At 73.4% G+C, this 15,573-nt stretch carries 15 protein-coding genes; 7 read left to right on the top strand and 8 right to left on the bottom strand.

Going from position 1 to position 15,573, the window contains the following annotated elements; all coding sequences use genetic code 11:
* Positions 1-10: 10 nt before the first annotated feature.
* Genes FKD65_RS20775 through FKD65_RS20790 form a run of 4 tightly spaced genes read right to left on the bottom strand, consistent with a single transcriptional unit; the run spans position 11 to position 5,836 of the window.
* Entirely contained in the window at positions 11-850 is an 840-nt protein-coding gene (locus FKD65_RS20775; protein ID WP_141579066.1) for a carbohydrate ABC transporter permease, read from the bottom strand.
* Positions 850-1,785 (bottom strand): carbohydrate ABC transporter permease, encoded by a 936-nt coding sequence (locus tag FKD65_RS44340; protein WP_168221125.1) that lies wholly within the window; start codon positions 1,783-1,785, stop codon positions 850-852. Before FKD65_RS44340 ends, FKD65_RS20775 begins: the two co-directional genes overlap by 1 nt.
* The gene (locus FKD65_RS20785) at positions 1,764-3,038 is read right to left on the bottom strand and encodes an ABC transporter substrate-binding protein (RefSeq protein ID WP_141579068.1); all 1,275 of its coding nucleotides are present in this window, start codon (positions 3,036-3,038) and stop codon (positions 1,764-1,766) included. The genes FKD65_RS44340 and FKD65_RS20785 overlap by 22 nt, the downstream gene beginning before the upstream one ends.
* Positions 3,035-5,836, bottom strand: coding sequence for a family 78 glycoside hydrolase catalytic domain (locus FKD65_RS20790; protein ID WP_141579069.1), 2,802 nt, complete (start codon positions 5,834-5,836; stop codon positions 3,035-3,037). Before FKD65_RS20790 ends, FKD65_RS20785 begins: the two co-directional genes overlap by 4 nt.
* Positions 5,837-6,114: 278 nt before the next feature.
* Here FKD65_RS20790 and FKD65_RS46285 point away from each other — a divergent pair, with 278 nt between their 5' ends.
* Positions 6,115-6,711, top strand: coding sequence for a TetR/AcrR family transcriptional regulator (locus FKD65_RS46285; RefSeq protein WP_141579070.1), 597 nt, complete (start codon positions 6,115-6,117; stop codon positions 6,709-6,711).
* 29 nt (positions 6,712-6,740) lie between these two features.
* On the opposite strand, the gene FKD65_RS20800 is transcribed toward FKD65_RS46285, so the two are convergent.
* From FKD65_RS20800 to FKD65_RS20810, 3 genes are read right to left on the bottom strand one after another with little or no spacing between them, the layout of a single operon-like run.
* Positions 6,741-7,490: an SDR family NAD(P)-dependent oxidoreductase gene (locus tag FKD65_RS20800; RefSeq protein ID WP_205718747.1), complete on the bottom strand. Its 750-nt coding sequence runs from the start codon at positions 7,488-7,490 to the stop codon at positions 6,741-6,743.
* Positions 7,487-8,479, bottom strand: a complete 993-nt coding sequence (locus FKD65_RS20805; RefSeq protein WP_141579071.1) for a C-terminal binding protein — start codon at positions 8,477-8,479, stop codon at positions 7,487-7,489. The genes FKD65_RS20800 and FKD65_RS20805 overlap by 4 nt, the downstream gene beginning before the upstream one ends.
* A complete protein-coding gene (locus tag FKD65_RS20810) occupies positions 8,472-9,149 on the bottom strand; it encodes a GntR family transcriptional regulator (RefSeq protein ID WP_141579072.1) in 678 nt (225 codons plus the stop codon). The genes FKD65_RS20805 and FKD65_RS20810 overlap by 8 nt, the downstream gene beginning before the upstream one ends.
* A 108-nt stretch (positions 9,150-9,257) precedes the next feature.
* Between FKD65_RS20810 and FKD65_RS20815 the strand changes: the two genes are divergently transcribed.
* The 6 genes from FKD65_RS20815 to FKD65_RS20840 all read left to right on the top strand — a co-directional run bounded on the left by FKD65_RS20815 (position 9,258) and on the right by FKD65_RS20840 (position 13,796).
* A complete protein-coding gene (locus FKD65_RS20815; RefSeq protein ID WP_141579073.1) occupies positions 9,258-10,049 on the top strand; it encodes an SDR family NAD(P)-dependent oxidoreductase in 792 nt (263 codons plus the stop codon).
* A gap of 1 nt (position 10,050) precedes the next feature.
* Complete coding sequence (locus tag FKD65_RS20820) at positions 10,051-10,944, top strand: amidohydrolase (protein ID WP_141579074.1); 894 nt, start codon at positions 10,051-10,053, stop codon at positions 10,942-10,944.
* Positions 10,941-11,999, top strand: a complete 1,059-nt coding sequence (locus tag FKD65_RS20825; protein WP_141579075.1) for a Gfo/Idh/MocA family protein — start codon at positions 10,941-10,943, stop codon at positions 11,997-11,999. The genes FKD65_RS20820 and FKD65_RS20825 overlap by 4 nt, the downstream gene beginning before the upstream one ends.
* A gap of 9 nt (positions 12,000-12,008) precedes the next feature.
* On the top strand, positions 12,009-12,482 hold the full coding sequence (locus FKD65_RS20830) for a VOC family protein (protein ID WP_141579076.1): 474 nt from the start codon (positions 12,009-12,011) through the stop codon (positions 12,480-12,482).
* On the top strand, positions 12,464-13,333 hold the full coding sequence (locus FKD65_RS20835; RefSeq protein ID WP_141579077.1) for a fumarylacetoacetate hydrolase family protein: 870 nt from the start codon (positions 12,464-12,466) through the stop codon (positions 13,331-13,333). The genes FKD65_RS20830 and FKD65_RS20835 overlap by 19 nt, the downstream gene beginning before the upstream one ends.
* A gap of 109 nt (positions 13,334-13,442) precedes the next feature.
* On the top strand, positions 13,443-13,796 hold the full coding sequence (locus FKD65_RS20840; protein WP_141579078.1) for a hypothetical protein: 354 nt from the start codon (positions 13,443-13,445) through the stop codon (positions 13,794-13,796).
* On the opposite strand, the gene FKD65_RS20845 is transcribed toward FKD65_RS20840, so the two are convergent.
* On the bottom strand, positions 13,777-15,570 hold the full coding sequence (locus FKD65_RS20845; RefSeq protein ID WP_141579079.1) for an FtsX-like permease family protein: 1,794 nt from the start codon (positions 15,568-15,570) through the stop codon (positions 13,777-13,779). The two genes, FKD65_RS20840 and FKD65_RS20845, sit on opposite strands and share 20 nt — an antisense overlap.
* Positions 15,571-15,573 lie beyond the last annotated feature (3 nt).

The following is a 15,573-nucleotide window of genomic DNA, read 5'->3' on the forward strand; positions in this document are numbered from 1 at the left end:
CGTTCCCTTCTCACCCGCGCAGGGTGCTGACGAAGCCCTTCATGACCGTGCGCCGCACGAACGCGAAACCGGCCAGCACCGGGGCCAGCGCGATCAGCGTGCTGGCGAAGATCAGCGGCCAGTCGGCGGAGAACCGGCCGACGAGGGAGTAGACGGCCACGGGGAGGGTCACCCTGTCGGTGCCGCCCACGACCACCAGCGCGACGAAGAAGTCGTTCCAGACGAACAGCCCGGTCAGCACCGCCACCACCCCGGTGACCGGCCGGACCAGCGGAAAGACGATCTGCGCCAGGATCCGCAGGGACGAGGCGCCGTCCACCCGGGCGGCCTCCTCGTAGGCGGTCGGCAGACCGCGGACGAACCCCGCGTAGAGGAAGACCGCCAGCGGTGTCTGCAACCCCAGGTAGACCAGGATGAGCCCGACGCGTGTACCGGCCAGTCCCGCGTCCACCAGGAACACGTACAGCGGGATGACGCCGAGCTGGATCGGCATGATCATCGCGAGCATGAACAGCCCCGACAGCGCCCCCGACAGCCGGGACGTCCGGCGGGCCAGCGCGTAGCCGGCCGGCGCGGCGGTGACGATGAGCAGCAGGACCACCACGAGCGTCGTCAGCACGCTGTTGAACAGCGCCTGGCCGAACGAGACCGTGCCTCCGCCCGCCTGCTCCCAGGCCTGGGAGAGGTTGGCGGTCGTCGGGCTCGACGGCGGCGCGAACGGCGAACCGGCCGCCTCGCCGCTCGTCTTGAACGCCGTCACCGCCACGAAGTAGACCGGCATCAGCACCGGGATCGCCGCGATCCACAGGCCGGCCTCCCGGAACGCCGTCCATCGCGTGTAGCCGTGCATCACCGGCTCCCTGAGCGCAGCAGGCGCACCTGGGCGAAGCAGACCGCGAACACCAGGGCGACCAGCAGCAGGGCCACCGCCGCGCTGTAGCCGTACCGGCCGGTGACGAACGCCTGCTTGTAGACGTAGGTGCCGAGCGTCTCGCTGGCCCCGGACGGCCCGCCGCCGGTGAGCGCCATCACCTGGTCGAACGCCATGAACGCGAGGATCGTCGACAGCACCGTGCCCACCATGACCGAGGGGAGCAGCAGCGGCAGCTTGACGTGGCGGAAGCACCGCCAGGCCCCGGCGCCGTCCACCGCCGCCGCCTCCAGCACCTCGGGCTGGACGCTCTGGAGGCCGGCCATGTAGATCAGCATGTGCAGGCCGGAGAACTGCCACACCATCACCACGACTACCACCGGCAGCGCGGTCGCCGGGCTCCCCAGCCACGGATGCGCCGCGGCGCCGAGCCCGCCCGCGAGGAGCGCCTCGTTGAGCGGGCCACCGGCGTCCAGGATGTACTTCCACACGTAGGCGACCACGAGAGGGCTCACGACCGCCGGGACGAAGAAGAGGGTCCGCAGCACGTCCCGCGTCCTGAGCGATCGGTCGAGCCCGAGTGCCAGGCCCAGTCCGACGGCGTTCACCCCGACCACGTAGAGGACGTTCAGCACCACGGTGTGGAGCAGGACGGCCCGGCCCTCCGGCTCGGTCAGGAACTCGCGGAAGTTCCCGAGCCCCACCCAGCCGGGGGACGTCAGGCCGTCCCAGTCGGTGAACGCGTAGCCCGCGCCGAGCAGGGACGGCCCCAGCAGCAGCCCGAAGCAGAGCACGACGGAGGGCGCGACGAACAGCAGGGGCACCCGGTGGACGGCCCTCCCCCTGCGCCCACCGGCGCTCCGCCGGGCGAGTCCCGTCCGGAGCCCGGCCCTCAGGGCGCCGTGGGCGTCCACGCCTCGTCCATTCCCTTCAGGACCCCCTCGGGGGTCTCCTTGCCGAGGAGCAGGTTGGCCGTGCCGCTGTCCAGGCGGGTGTCCACCTCGGGGTTCAGCCAGGTCTGGTCCATGATCGGAGCCGTCCTGCCCGAGGTGAGGAAGGGGGTGAGCGCGGTGGCGTAGGCCGGCACGCCCGGGTCGTCCTTGCTCGCGGGTATCCCCGGGGCGCTGTCGTCGATCTTGCTGTACCTGACCCGGTTCTCGGCGTAGAAGTCGAGGAACCTGCGGGCGAGCTCCCGGTGCGCGGCCTTCCTGGGGACGGCGAGGCCGCTCGCCGGAGCCGACGGCACGCGCACCGCGGCCGGGTCGTCGCCGCCCGGGAAGGCGAACATCGCCAGGCGCGCCTTCGGGTCGCCCGCCATGAACAGCGGCATCGTCGCGGTCGGCGCGATCGCCATGAGCGACTTGCCCTGGCCGAGGGAGCGGGCGGCGGCCTCCAGCGAGACACCGGTGGCGTCCTTGCCGAAGCACCCCTCGTCCTTCATGGTCTTGAAGCGTTCGATCGCCTTCCGCCAGCCCGGTGTGCCGGCGAACGTCGTCTCGCCCTTCAGGCGCTGCTCACCCGCCCGCGGGTTGTCGGCGAAGACGGTCGACGCCGCGAGCGCGAAGACCAGCCAGCGCGCCATGGCGGATCCCTGCTGGGCCCCGAAGGCGACGGCCACCGTGCCGCTCCCCGCGGTCTCGCGGCACATCTCCAGCACGTCCGCGAACGTCTCGGGGACCCGCAGCTTCCGCTTCTCGAAGGTCTCCGGGTCGTGGAACACCCCGATGGAGGTCGAGTCGACGGGGAGCGCGTAGGTCTTGTCCCCCTTCTTGGACACCGCCGCGCCCGAGGGGGTGACGAGGTCCGTCCACGGCGACCCGCTGAGATCGGCGACCAGCCCCTTGTCCGCGAGGACGAGGACGTTGCCGGCGTCGCCGTATCCGAGGAGCATCCGGGCGACGTCCGGCACCTGGTTGCCGCTGAGCTGCCTGCGCAGGGTCTCCGAGTACTGGGCGAACGGGGTCTTGCGCACCGTGACCTTGACGCCGGGGTTGGCCTTCTCGAACTCGGCGGCGGCCGTGTCGAGGGGATCCTTGCCCTGGCCGATGTCCCAGGCGGCGGCGAGCAGTTCGCGGTCGCCGCCGCTCCCGGCACCGCCGCAGCCGGCGGCCAGGAGCAGCGAGGCCGACAGGGCCAGGGAGGTCAGCGCAGGGTTCGGTCTCGTCATGGCCGCGTTCCTTTCGAGCTTTCCGAGCTGTTCGAGCTGTTCGAGGCGAGGTGAAGGCGGTGGGTGCCGCCGCCCACGGTCAGGACGAGCTGCTCGCCGTCGCGCCGGAGCCCGGCCGCGGGGACGCCGTCCTTGGTGAGCCGGGGGTCGTCGAGGCCGCCGCAGGGCAGCCGGACCTCCGCCTCGGCGGATGGGGGGATCGTGAGCGTCACGTGGAGCCCGCTCTCGTCGGCCCGCCAGTCGATCGCCGCCTCGCCCCGGACAGTGCGCACGCCGGCGCGCGCGTGGGTGAGGCGGTGGGTGAGGCTGGGCCGGACGAGGATGCGCCGCCAGCCCGGAGCCGCCGGGGCCAGCCCGGCGACGTCGTTGTAGAGGAACTTCTCGATCATCGCCAGCAGCTTCATGTTGCGGCTGAACGTGGGATCGCCGCCCCAGGTCTCCCAGACGGTGGTCGCGCCCCGTTCCACCTGGTCGCCCCAGCTGGGGAAGGTGGTCCGGGTCGCGATCCCGTACATCGTCTCCGCCGCGTCGCCGGTCAGCACGTGCTGCAGCGCGGCGGTGCCCATCGTCCCGGTGGACAGGTGGCCGCCGTCGCGCCCGATCTCCTCGACCAGCCCGGCCAGCGCGCGGTCGCGGTGCTCGGCGGGGACGAGCCCGAACCAGAGCGGCATGGCGCGCGAGGTCTGCGAGCCGGTGGCGTAGCTCGCCGAGGCCTCGTCGAAGAACCGGTCGTTGAAGGCGCGGCGGATGTCCCCCGCCAGGTCCCGGTAGCGGGCGGCGTCGGCGGTCTCCCCGATGGCCTCGGCCGCGTCGGCGGTCATCGAGGTGGCGGCGAAGAACCAGGCGGTGGAGGTCAGCTCGACCGGCGTGCGCTTGGGGAAGACGCTGCACGTGCCGTCGGGCTGGGGCTCCATGTGGTCGCCGAGGCCCTCGGCGACGATCAGGCCCTCCGACCTCGACCGGAGGAACTCCACCCCGCGGCGCATCCCCCCGTAGTGCCGTTCGAGGATGGAGCGGTCGCCGTAGAAGCGGTACAGGTTCCAGGCGATGCTCGGGTACGACGTCATGGCGAAGTCGGGCTGGGCCCCGTACGGCCAGTACATGACGTGCTCGAAGTCGTCGGGCACGTCGTAGCCCTCGGGCGCCTCCATGGCGATCTTGCCGCGCCAGTGGATCGGGCAGATCAGCGGGAAGCGCCCGTCCGGCAGCTGGGTGTCGGCCAGGTCGTCGAGCCACTTGAGCCAGAACCGGGCCGCGTCGAAGTCGTACAGGTAGTCCTCCACCGCCCAGCCCGGGTCGCCGACCCAGCCGACCCGCTCGTAGCGCTCGGCGGCGTCCTGCGGAAAGCCCTGGAAGCTGGTGCGCAGCGTCCACAGGACGTTGCGGTGGATCCGCGTCAGCAGCGGATCGGAGCAGGAGAACTCTCCGGTGCCGGGCAGGTCGGAGTGGACGACCCGCCCCTCGACCCCGAGCACCTCGGTCTCGGGCCCCGGCGTCGTGATCTCGACATGGCGGAAGCCGTGCAGGGTGAAGCGGGGCTCCCAGACCTCCTCGCCCTCGCCCCTCAGGACATAGGTGTCGGTCTGGCGTGCGGGGAGCCAGGCGTTCATGTTGGCGTCGTCGTCCGGCTCGCCGTCGCCGCCGAGCTCCCCGACGTGCCGCAGGACGACCTCGGAGCCGGCCCGGCCGGACACCCTGATCCGGGTCCAGCCGGAGAAGTGCTGGCCGAAGTCGGCGATCGCGGCGCCGTCCCGGCCCTCCAGCATGCGCACCGGCGCGAGCGTCTCGATCACGCGGACGGGCTGCAGGAGCTGGGCGGTGAGGCTCGCCCCGGGCGGGTCGAGGACGGTGGCGGGCTCCCAGGCTCCCCCGTCGAAACCGGCCGCGTCCCACCCCGGGGTCTCTCGCCGGGCGTCGTGGTACTCGCCGTGGGCGTAGTCGTTGTAGGCGATGGGGCCGGGCGCGGTCCGCCAGCCCGCGCCGGTGGCCACGACCGACCGGTGGCCGTCCACCGTCTCGACCTCGATCTGGAGCAGGGCCCGCGGCCGGTCGCCGTAGGGCGTGCGCGGCATCGGGCCGGGACCGACGTCCGCCTCGGCGCTGTACCAGCCGTGCCCGAGGATCAAGCCGGTCGCGTTCGCCCCGGGCTCGATCAGGCCGGTGATGTCGTAGACGGAGTAGAGCACCCGCGGATTGGGGATGCGCGCGGGCTTGCCGTCGCCGTCGTACAGGTCGGGGTCGTGGTCGTAGGAGGTGTTGGCCGGGTCGAGCACCCGGTCGCCGACGCGCTCGCCGTTCAGCCGGAGCTCGTAGTGGCCGAGCGCGGCGACGTAGGCGCGGGCCCGCCGGACCTCGCCCGGCACGTCGAAGCCGGTGCGCAGCAGCGGGGAGGAGACGCCCTCACCGCCGCCGATCCACTGGGCCTCCCAGTCGGCCGGGTCGAGCAGGCCCGTCTCGAAGGTCGCCGCCGGAGCGTACGGACCGGGCTCCTCACCCTCGCCCCACAGCCGGACGCTCCACCAGTAGCGCCGCCGGGACGCGAGCGGGGCGCCCCGGTAGGAGACGCCGTTCACCTCGTCGGTCCGGACGCGTCCGGAGTCCCACGCGTCCCCGACGCCCTCGGCCAGCCGGTCCGGGTCCGTGGCCACCAGCACCTGGTAGGCCCGCTGGGGGCCGCCGGGCTCCCAGCCGAACGCCGGGGCGGCGGCGTCGACGCCGAGCGGGTCGTCCAGGTGCTCGCATCGCAGCCGCCCGGCGCGCGGGGGCGTCGCCGTCGGTTCGTCGCGGTGAAGGGGCATCGGCAGGCTCCGATCTGGGGGGTGAGGGCGCGTCCGGCGCGGGGGCCGCGGTCGGCACGCTGGAGTCACATGCCGGACGATGAACTGTTCAGGTGACTTGGATGTGTGACCTGGACAGCTGACCAAGATTGTTCACCGAGTATCCGCACCCCCGCCACCTGTGTCAATAGGGAGGCGCGGGCGGATTCGGCGACACTCCGCGCTACACTTGGTCAAGTGACCTGTTCATCCGCCGCGCCTCCCGCCGACGCGGTGGACCCAGCCCCCGGGAGCTCCAGATGGCCTACCTGCCCGCCGAGGAACGCCGCCGCAGCATCATCGACGCCGCCGTCGTGGTGATCGCGTCACACGGGCTGGCGGGCGCCACCACCAGGCGGATCGCCGAGCAGGCGGGGGCCCCGCTCGGGGCGCTGCACTACTGCTTCCGCAACAAGGCCGAGCTGATCGACGTCGTCGCCGAGCGGGGCGCGGTCATGCTCCGGGAGGCGTTCGACGGAGTCGACCCCGACCTCGGCCTGGAGGCGACGATCCGCGACAGCGTCAGCGCCTACTGGCGGTGGGTGCAGACGAATCTCGGCCTCCAGCTGGCCCTGCTCGAACTGGGCATGTGGCGGATCAGGCAGGCGGCCGAGGGCGAGAGCGTGTACTCGATGTACGACGCCTTCGGCACCGACCTGCTCAAGCGCAACCTCGAACTCGCGGTCAAGGCCGACGGGGCCGCGCCCGCCATCACGGTCGAGGAGATCACCAGGTTCATCACCCACCGCTTCGACGGCATGATCCTGGAGTACGCGGCCTCCCACGACCGGGACGCCTGCCGGCGCCAGGCCGACCTGCTGGCCGAGGCCCTGGTCCGGCTCGCCCTCCCGGACTGACCACCCGCCGCCCTCCGCCCGGCTCCTCCTCAGCCCGTCCTCAGCCCGCCGTTGACGTCGAAGGTGGCCCCGGTCGTGAAGGCGGCCTCCGGCGAAGCGAGCAGGCAGATCGTGTGCGCGACGTCGTCGGGCCGACCGAGCCGCCCCAGCGGCACGGACCCGGCGAGCCGGTCGCGCACGGCGGGGTCGAGCGCGCCGGTCATCGGCGTGCTCACCGGCCCCGGCGAGACGGCGTTCACCCGGATGCCCTCCGCCGCCAGAAGCCGGGCGAACGAACGGGTCATCGCCAGCACGGCGGCCTTGCTCGCCGCGTAGTGGACGCTCGTGGAGATGCCGCCGACCTGGCCCGCCAGCGAGGCGACGTTGACGATCGCGCGGTCGCCGCCGGCCGCGCGCAGCAGCGGGATCGCCTCCTTGGTGAGCAGGAACGCGCCGCGGGCGTTGATCTCCATGACCGCGTCCCACTCGTCCGGCCCGATGTCCGGCCAGGCGGTGTACGGGCAGACGCCCGCGTTGTTGATCAGGACGTGCAGCGCCCCCCACCGGTCGCCGACCCGCGCCGTCAACCGCCGGACGTCCTCGGGGGAGCGCAGGTCCAGCCGGGACAGCTCCGTCCGCACCCCGTGCGCGGCGCACTCGTCGGCGGTCCGCCGGGTGCCCTCCTCGTCCCCCGAACAGGTGAGCCAGACGTCCACGCCGCGCCGGGCCAGCTCTCGCGCCGTCGCCGCGCCGATGCCTCCACTCGCCCCGGTGACCAGGGCCATGCGCCGCCCAATCACGCGCCGCCTCCCGTGTGCGCGTCCGCGTAGCCGGGGTTGACGATCGACGGGACCGCACCGCCCCGCAGGAAGTCGGCGATCTGGCGGGCCGCGCGGCGCGGCAGTTCCGCGAGGGAGTCCGGCGAGTACCAGGCCGCGTGCGGCGTCAGCAGCACGCCCGGCGCGCCGCGCAGCGGGCTGTCGGCGGGCAGCGGCTCCGCCTCGAAGACGTCGAGCGCCGCCGCGGCGACATGGCCCGAGGCCAGGGCGCCGGCGAGCGCCGCCTCGTCGATCAGCCCGCCCCGGCAGGTGTTCACGATCAGGGCGCCGGGCCGCATCCGGGCGATGGTCTCGCCGTTCAGCAGGCCGCGGGTCCGGTCGGTCAGCGGCACGTGCAGGGTGACGATGTCGGCGGCGGCCAGCGCCGCTCCCAGCGCCGAGGGCTCGCGACCGGCCGACCGGACGGCCGCCTCCGGCACGTTCGGGTCGTGCACCACGACGCGGAACCCGAGGGCGGCGGCGTGCGCGGCGGTGAGCGAGCCGATCCGGCCGAAGCCGATGACGGCGACGGTGGCCCGCGAGGGGCGCAGCGCGCCGGCCCCGTCCCCGGTCGCCGACCAGCGCCCGTCCCGCACCGCCCGGTCGAGGACGGGCAGCCGCCGCGCGAGCGCCATGACCATGGCGATCGTGTGGGCCGCGACCTCCTCGACGCAGTAGTCGGGGGTGTTCGCCACGGCGACTCCGCGCGCCGTGGCGGCGGCGACGTCGATCATGTCGTGGCCGATGCCGAGGCGGCTGACGAACCGCAGCCGGTCCAGCCCGTCCAGCACGGGCGCGGTGACCGGCGCCCACTGCACCAGCAGCGCCGTCGCGTCGCGGGCCGCCTCGGCGACCTCCCCGGCCGTGCGGCAGGAGGCGCGGCGCACCCGCAGGCCGGCCGCCTCGAGGATCCGCTCCGGCTCGTCGCCCGGCAGATCGCAGTCGGTGATGACGACCAGCGGCTCAGTCATCCGGATCGGCCTCCGCCAGCGTGCCGCGCAGCCGCTCGGTCGCCAGTTCGATGTGGCGGCTCATCTCCGCGCCGCCGACCTCGGCGTCGCCGCTGAGGATCGCGTCCAGCAACTCGTCGTGGGAGGCGGCGTGCCGTTCGAGCTCCTCGGGCTCCAGCGCCGCCGTCGCGGCGCGCAGGAAGGCGCCGATCCGGCCGCGCAACCCGGTGACGACCTCCCCCAGCATCCGGTGGTCGGCCAGCTCCCACAGCCTCTCGTGGAAGCGCCGGTCGAGGTCGAGCACCCGGCGGAAGTCGCCGCGGACCGCCGCCTGCCGCATCGAGGCGACCATGCGCCGGAGCTCCTTCTCCTCCTCCGCCGTCAGCCTCTCCTGGACGCGCGCGACCACGAAGCGCTCCAGCACGATGCGCAGCGACGAGAGCTCTTCCAGTTCCCTGAGTGTGAGCGTCGCGACCCGGGCACCGCGCCGGGGCAAGCGCTCGACCAGGCCCTCGTCGGTCAGCCTGGCCAGCGCCTCGCGGATCGGGATGTGGCTGACGCCCAGCTCGGCGGCCAGCCTCCGCTCGACCAGGCGGGCTCCCGGCGGGTAGCGGCCCTCGTGGATCGCGGCACGGATCCGGTCGGCCACCCGGTCGGCCAGGCTGTCGTCGGAAAGGGGATCGAGCGTCATGGAGTAAACGCTATAGCATCTAGCATTCATTGACCAGCGTTTGCTAGATGCTATAGCGTTCACCCTCATCGGGGGCGCGGGCGTCCCGGCCGGCAGCGGAGGAGGGACATGCGGATCGCTCAGGACCGCAGGGCACTGGTCACCGGAGGCGCGTCCGGATTCGGCCGGCGGATCGCCCGGCGGCTGCACGAGGCCGGCGCCGCGGTGGCCGTCCTTGACGTCGACGGAGGACGGACCGAGCAAGCGGCGGCCGACCTCGGAGCCCGAGCCCTCGGGATCACCGCCGACGTCCGGTCGGAGGCGGCCATGCGCGCGGCCGTGGCACGCGTGACCGGCGAGTTCGGCGGGCTGGACACCCTCGTCGTGTCGGCCGGCGTCTTCCACGTCGGCACGCTGGAGGAGACCGGCGAGGACGACTGGGACCGCACCCTCGACGTCAACCTGAAGGGCGCGTTCATGACCGTCAAGGCCGCCGCCCCCGCGCTGCGCGAGTCCGGCAGGGGGCGGATCGTGACGATCGGGTCCGACTGCGGCCGCCGCGGGTTCCCCGGCCAGATCCCCTACGTGGCGTCCAAGTTCGGGCTCGTCGGGCTGACCGAGTCGGTGGCCGCGGAACTGGCGCCCGCCGGTGTGACCGCCAACTGCGTCTGCCCGGTCGGCTGCCCCACGACCGAGATGGGGCGGCGGGTCCTGGAATGGAAGACCGGCCGCACCGGCCTGTCTGCCGAGCAGGTCATGGCGGCCACCGCCGCCACGAACCCGCTCGGCCGCAACGCCACCGAGGACGACGTCGCCGACGCCGCCCTCTTCTTCCTCTCCGACCAGGCGGGGTTCCTCACCGGCGTCACGCTCGACGTGGACGGCGGAGCCCGCCTCGGCGCCGTCCCCGGAGCCGGGTGACATGGCCGACCTGCCGTTCGTCGACACCCACGTGCACTTCCACGACCTCGGCCATCCCCGGCTCCGCTACGAGTGGCTGGAGCCGGACGCGCCGCAGGACCCGGTCGTCGGCCCCGACGGAGCGATACGGGCGCGCCGCTACTGGGCCGACGACTTCGTGGCCGAGACGCGTTTCCACAACGTCCGCAAGGTCGTGCACGTCCAGGCCGCGATCGGGACGGACGACCCCGTGGAGGAGACGCGCTGGCTGCAGGCGTTCGCCGACCGGCTGGGTGCCCCGCAGGGCATCGTCGCCTACGCCGACCTCACCCGTCCCGACACCGCCGAGACGCTGGCCAGGCACGCCGAGTCCCCCAACCTGCGCGGGATACGCGACCTCCGGTACGACGGCTACCTCACCGACGAGTCGTGGACGCGCGGCTACTCCCTGCTGGAGCGCCACGGGCTGGTCTGCTGCGACGATCCGCTCCTGGAGCAGTTCCCCCAAGCGCGGCGGCTGGCCGAGCGCTTTCCCGGCACCACCCTGTGCATCGACCACGCGGGCTACCCGCGGCACCGTGATCGCGAGTACTTCCGCCGGTGGCGGGACGCCATGCGCGACATCGCCGAGGCCCCGAACGTCGTCGTGAAGATCTCCGGGCTCGGCCAGGCCGACCACCGCTGGACGACGGCCAGCCTGCGCCCGTGGGTCCTGGAGTGCGTCGAGGCGTTCGGCGCCGAACGGGCGTTCTTCGGCACGAACTGGCCGGTCGACCGGCTCTACAGCTCCTACGGCGACGTGGTGGACGCCTACGCCGAGATCATCTCGGACTTCGCCGAGGCCGAGCGGCGCGCGATGTTCAGCGGCAACGCCGAGCGGATCTTCCGGCTCGGCACCGAGGAGGCACGGACGTGAGCAGGGTGCGGGTAGCGGTGATCGGCTGCGGCTGGTGGACGACGTTCGCCCACCTCCCCGCGATCACCGGGCATCTCGACGCGGAGATCGCCGCGCTGGCCGATCCCGACCCGCGCCGGCTGGCCGCGGCGGCCGACGCCTACGAGGTGGGGGCCGCGTTCGCCACCGCCGAGGAGATGCTGGACGAGGTGAAGGTCGACGCGGCCGTCATCGCGGTCCCCCACGCGATGCACTACCCGCTCGCCCGGCTCACCCTCGGCCACGGCCTGCCCACCCTCCTGGAGAAGCCGATGGTCATCGAACCCCGGCACGGCCGCGAACTGCTCGACCTGGCCCGCGAGCGCGGCGCCGAACTGCTCGTCGACTACCCGTGGCACTACAACCGGCACGCCCTCACCATCCGCCAGGAGCTGGCCGCCGGCGTGATCGGGCCCATCGAGCACGTGTCCTGCCTGTACGCCTCCGCCGTCCGCGAGCTGTACCGGGGGGACCCGGAGCCGTACCGCGACCTGTGGGGATATCCCGTGAACGCCCCCGCCGCGAGCACCTACAGCGACCCGGCCCTGTCGGGAGGCGGGCAGGGCCAGACCCAGATCACCCATGCCGCCGCCCTGATGCTGTGGCTCACCGGCCTGCGCCCGAGCGGGGTCAGCGCCTTCTCCTCGAACTTCGAACTGCCGGTCGACCTCGCCGACGGGGTGGCGATCCGGTTCGACGGGGGCGCGGTCGGCGTGCTCAGCTCGACCGGCGCCGTCCTGCCCGGCCACGACGAGATCGCCCGGTTCGAGATCTTCGGCCGGGACGGCCACGTCCTGCTCGACGTCAACCGGGGCACGGCCTCGATCCACGTCGCCGGCATGACCAAGAACCTGCTGGAACTGCCCGTCCAGCAGCGCAATCCCGAACACGCGCCCGCCCGCAACCTGGTCGACGTGGTCCTCGGCCGCGCCGGCAACGGCTCGCCCGGCGAGATCGGGCTCGGGGCGGTCGAATTCGTGGCCGCCATGTACCGGTCGGCGCGCGAGGGCCGCGTCGTCGACCCTGCCGAAGTGTAGGAGGCCGCCATGCTCACCGGTGTATCGCACATGGGTTTCACCGTCGCCGACGTCGGCGCGGCGGCGGGCTTCTACCAGCGGTTGTTCGACGCTCCCCCGGAGGTCCGGCGGATCTACGACGCGCCCTACACCGCCGACCAGGTCGGCTACCCGGGTGCGCGGCTGGACATCGCGATCTTCCGTATCCCGGGCAGCGACGTGCGGCTGGAGCTGATCCAGTACCTCGAGCCCGCCGGGACCCCGGTCGACGTCGAGACCAAGAACCCCGGCACCGCCCATCTCTGCCTGACCGCCGACGACCTCGACGCCGAGTTCGCCCGGCTGTCGTCCCTGGGCGCCCGTCCCCGGAGCGCCGCCCCGGTGCCGATCACGTCCGGGCCCAACCTGGGCCGCCGCGTCGCGTACTTCCGCGACCCGCAGGGCCTGACCATCGAGATCGTCGAATCCCCCCGTGAGGAGCGCTCGTGCGCGTCGCGAACCTGAAAGGCCGGCTGGCCCTCCTCACGGGGGACGGCGCCGTCGACGTCGAACACGCCAGCTCAGGCGGGTTCGGCCCGGACCCCTCCGCCGTCTACGAACGCTGGGACGAGTTCACCGCCTGGGTCGCGGGGCTTCCCCGGCTCCCGGCCCCCGAGCCCTACTCCCCCGCGGATCTGCGCGCGCCCGTGCCGGCGCCGCGGCAGGTGTTCGCGATCGGGCTGAACTACCACGCCCATGCCGCGGAATCCGGCCTGCCGGCGCCCGAGCGGCCCGTCGTCTTCACCAAGTTCCCCACCTGCATCACGGGGCCGTACGGGGACATCGCCCTGCCGGAGGGCGGCCACACCGACTGGGAGGTCGAACTCGTCGCGGTGATCGGCAGGACCGCCCGGCACGTCGCCGAGGCGGACGCCTGGGACCACGTCGCCGGGCTGACGGCCGGCCAGGACCTGTCCGAGCGCAGGACGCAGCTCGCGGGGCCCGCTCCCCAGTTCAGCCTGGGCAAGTCACTGCCCGGGTTCGGGCCGACCGGCCCCTGCCTGGTGACGGTGGACGAGTTCGACGACCCCGACGACGTGGCGCTGGGGTGCCGAATCGGAGCGGAGCACCTGCAGCGGGCCCGCACAGGCGACATGATCTTCTCCGTGCCCCGCCTGGTAGCCGCCCTGTCGGCGCTGCTGACGCTGCTGCCCGGAGACCTCGTCTTCACCGGAACCCCCGCCGGCGTGGGTCTCGGACGGACCCCGCAGCGGTGGCTGGCGCCGGGCGACGAGCTCGTCACCCAGGTCGAGACCATCGGCGAGATGCGGCACCGCCTTGTCACGGCGCACGCAGGTCGCGGCGCCGTCTCCTAGAACTCCGCGGTCACCCGGCGCATCTCGGTGATGACCGGGTGAATACGCTGTGCCTCATCGCTTTTCGCGGCACGCCTGAAACGAGGTGCTGGACCGGGGGACGCGCGGTGTGACGGGCGGCAAGGTCTACGTCTCGGTCTACGCCGGTGGACCCGCCGGAGCCGCCGAGCTGGCCGCGCTCAATCCGCAGGCGGAGGTCGTGGCGGTCCTCGACGACATCACCAACTGGCGCCCGTCGCCCGAGGAGACCGTCGTGCGTCCGGCGAACATCCCGGCGGGCGTGCGTCTGTACGCGCCGTACACCGACGGGCTGTGGCTCCAGGGCCGAGGCGACACCCGGATGTTCGGCGTCGGCGTCGAGGCCGCCGACCTGCCCGCCCGGAGCCGCTCGGCGGCCCGGGTCGGGGCCGCCGAGCCGGAGTTCACCGCGACCCTGCCGGAGCTCACGGCGCTTCGCCGCTGAGGGTCTGCGCCACTGACCGGCGGGCCGCGATCCGGGCGGGCACCGCGGTGAGGGCGGCCGTCACGGGGAGGGCGGCGAGTGCGGCGGCGAACAGCACCCACGCGGAGGGCCAGCTCGTGTTCGGGGCGCTGAACGGCAGGCACAGGACGAGGCCCATGGCGAGGCCGGCGAGGGCACCGGGCAGTGTCGGCAGCAGTTGCGCGGTGGAGAGTCCGGCGGTGATCTGTCCGGGTGTGGCGCCGAGGGTGCGGGCGATGGCCATGGTCCGCCGCGCCTCCTGAGCCGTCGTCCAGGTGGTGGTGACGGTGTTGATGGCGGCGAGGGCGATGAGCGTGGCGGTGACGCCCAGGATCACGTGGTGCTCCTGGGCGTCCCGCAGATGGTTCGCCATGGCGGACCCCGGATAGCCCTTCGCGGGCTGGTCGAAGATCACCAGTAGGCCGGTCACCATCGCCAGCGTGGTCGCCGTGTTGCAGGCGTGCAGGACGGCGCGGCCGGGCCGGCGGGCGACCAGGCGCAGCCCGAGCAGGAGCGGGGTCGGCAGCAGCGCGGAAAGCCTGGTCAGGCGGGCCCGGTGCCGGGGCCGGTGGGCGCCGTCGGCGAGCGCGGCGACGGTCTCGGTGCGCATGGCCCGCACGGTCGGGCCGAGGGTGGTGAGACCCGCGACGGCCAGGGCGACGACGGTCGTGAGGGCGACGGTGCCGGCGGTCGGTCCGGCGGCGGTGGTGATCAGGCCGGCGCTCGGATTGATGAGGGACGGCTCGATCAGCCGTGCGGCGACCAGCCCCAGCACGTCCGCGAGAAGGGCCATGGTCAGGTATTCGGCGAACAGGACGGCGGCGATGAGACCGGGCGCGGCACCGGCGGCCTTGAGCAGTCCCACGCGGCGGGTCTGCGCGGCGGCGCGTCCCGCCGCCAGCGTCGCCACGCCGCCGATGGCCAGGAAGCCGAGCAGCCAGCCGCCGATGACCAGGATCGGCTGGCTGCCCTTGAGGATGACCGAATCCTGGCCGGCTATGGCCTGCCAGGGCCTGATGGTCACCCCCGTCTCGGCGAGGAACGGGGCCATCGCGGGATCGTGGCTGTTCCAGGTCAGGCCCGCGTCGGGATCTCGCAGCCTCAGGCCGATGAAGGAGGTCACCGGGACGTCGGGCGACTTCAGCGCACGGGTGTCGGGCTCGGCGAGCCAGACCAGACCGCCGCCGTCGCTCGGACCGCCGCCCGGCCCGATCCCCGGTGCCCACGGGTAGACCGACCGGGCCGCGGTCACGGCGACCCCGACGACCGGGAGCGTGCGGCCCGCGACGGTGACCCGGTCGCCGACGCGGACGCCGAGCGCGGCGGCGAAGCCGCGTTCGAACACGGCGCCGCCGGGACGGACCCAGCGGCCCGAGGTCAGCAGCGGACGGTCGACCGGTCCCGGGGCCGTGCCGGCGACCTGCACCACCGCGGCACCCGTGGAGCCGTGCGCGGTGAGCTTCGTGTAGTACTCGCGGTGCGGTCCGCTGTGCGCGACCACCCCTGGCGCGCGTTCCAACGACTTCAGGGCCCTGATGTCGGTCCGGTCGGCGCCGGGCGAGTACGCGACAAGGTCCGGTCCGGCCGTGGCCGCCCGCGTCTGCCGGTAGAGCGTTTCGGTCGCTCCGTGCAGTGACCTGCCCAGGCTCAGCGCGGCGGTGGCGGCGACGATCGAGACGAGGAGGATCGCGGCCTGGGCGGGATGCCGGCGGACGTCGGCCGCGACCAGCCGGAAGACGAGCAGGATGCGCCCCACGGC

The sequence above is a fragment of the Actinomadura sp. WMMA1423 genome (assembly GCF_006547145.1).
In the GTDB taxonomy this organism is placed as follows: Bacteria; Actinomycetota; Actinomycetes; order Streptosporangiales; family Streptosporangiaceae; genus Spirillospora.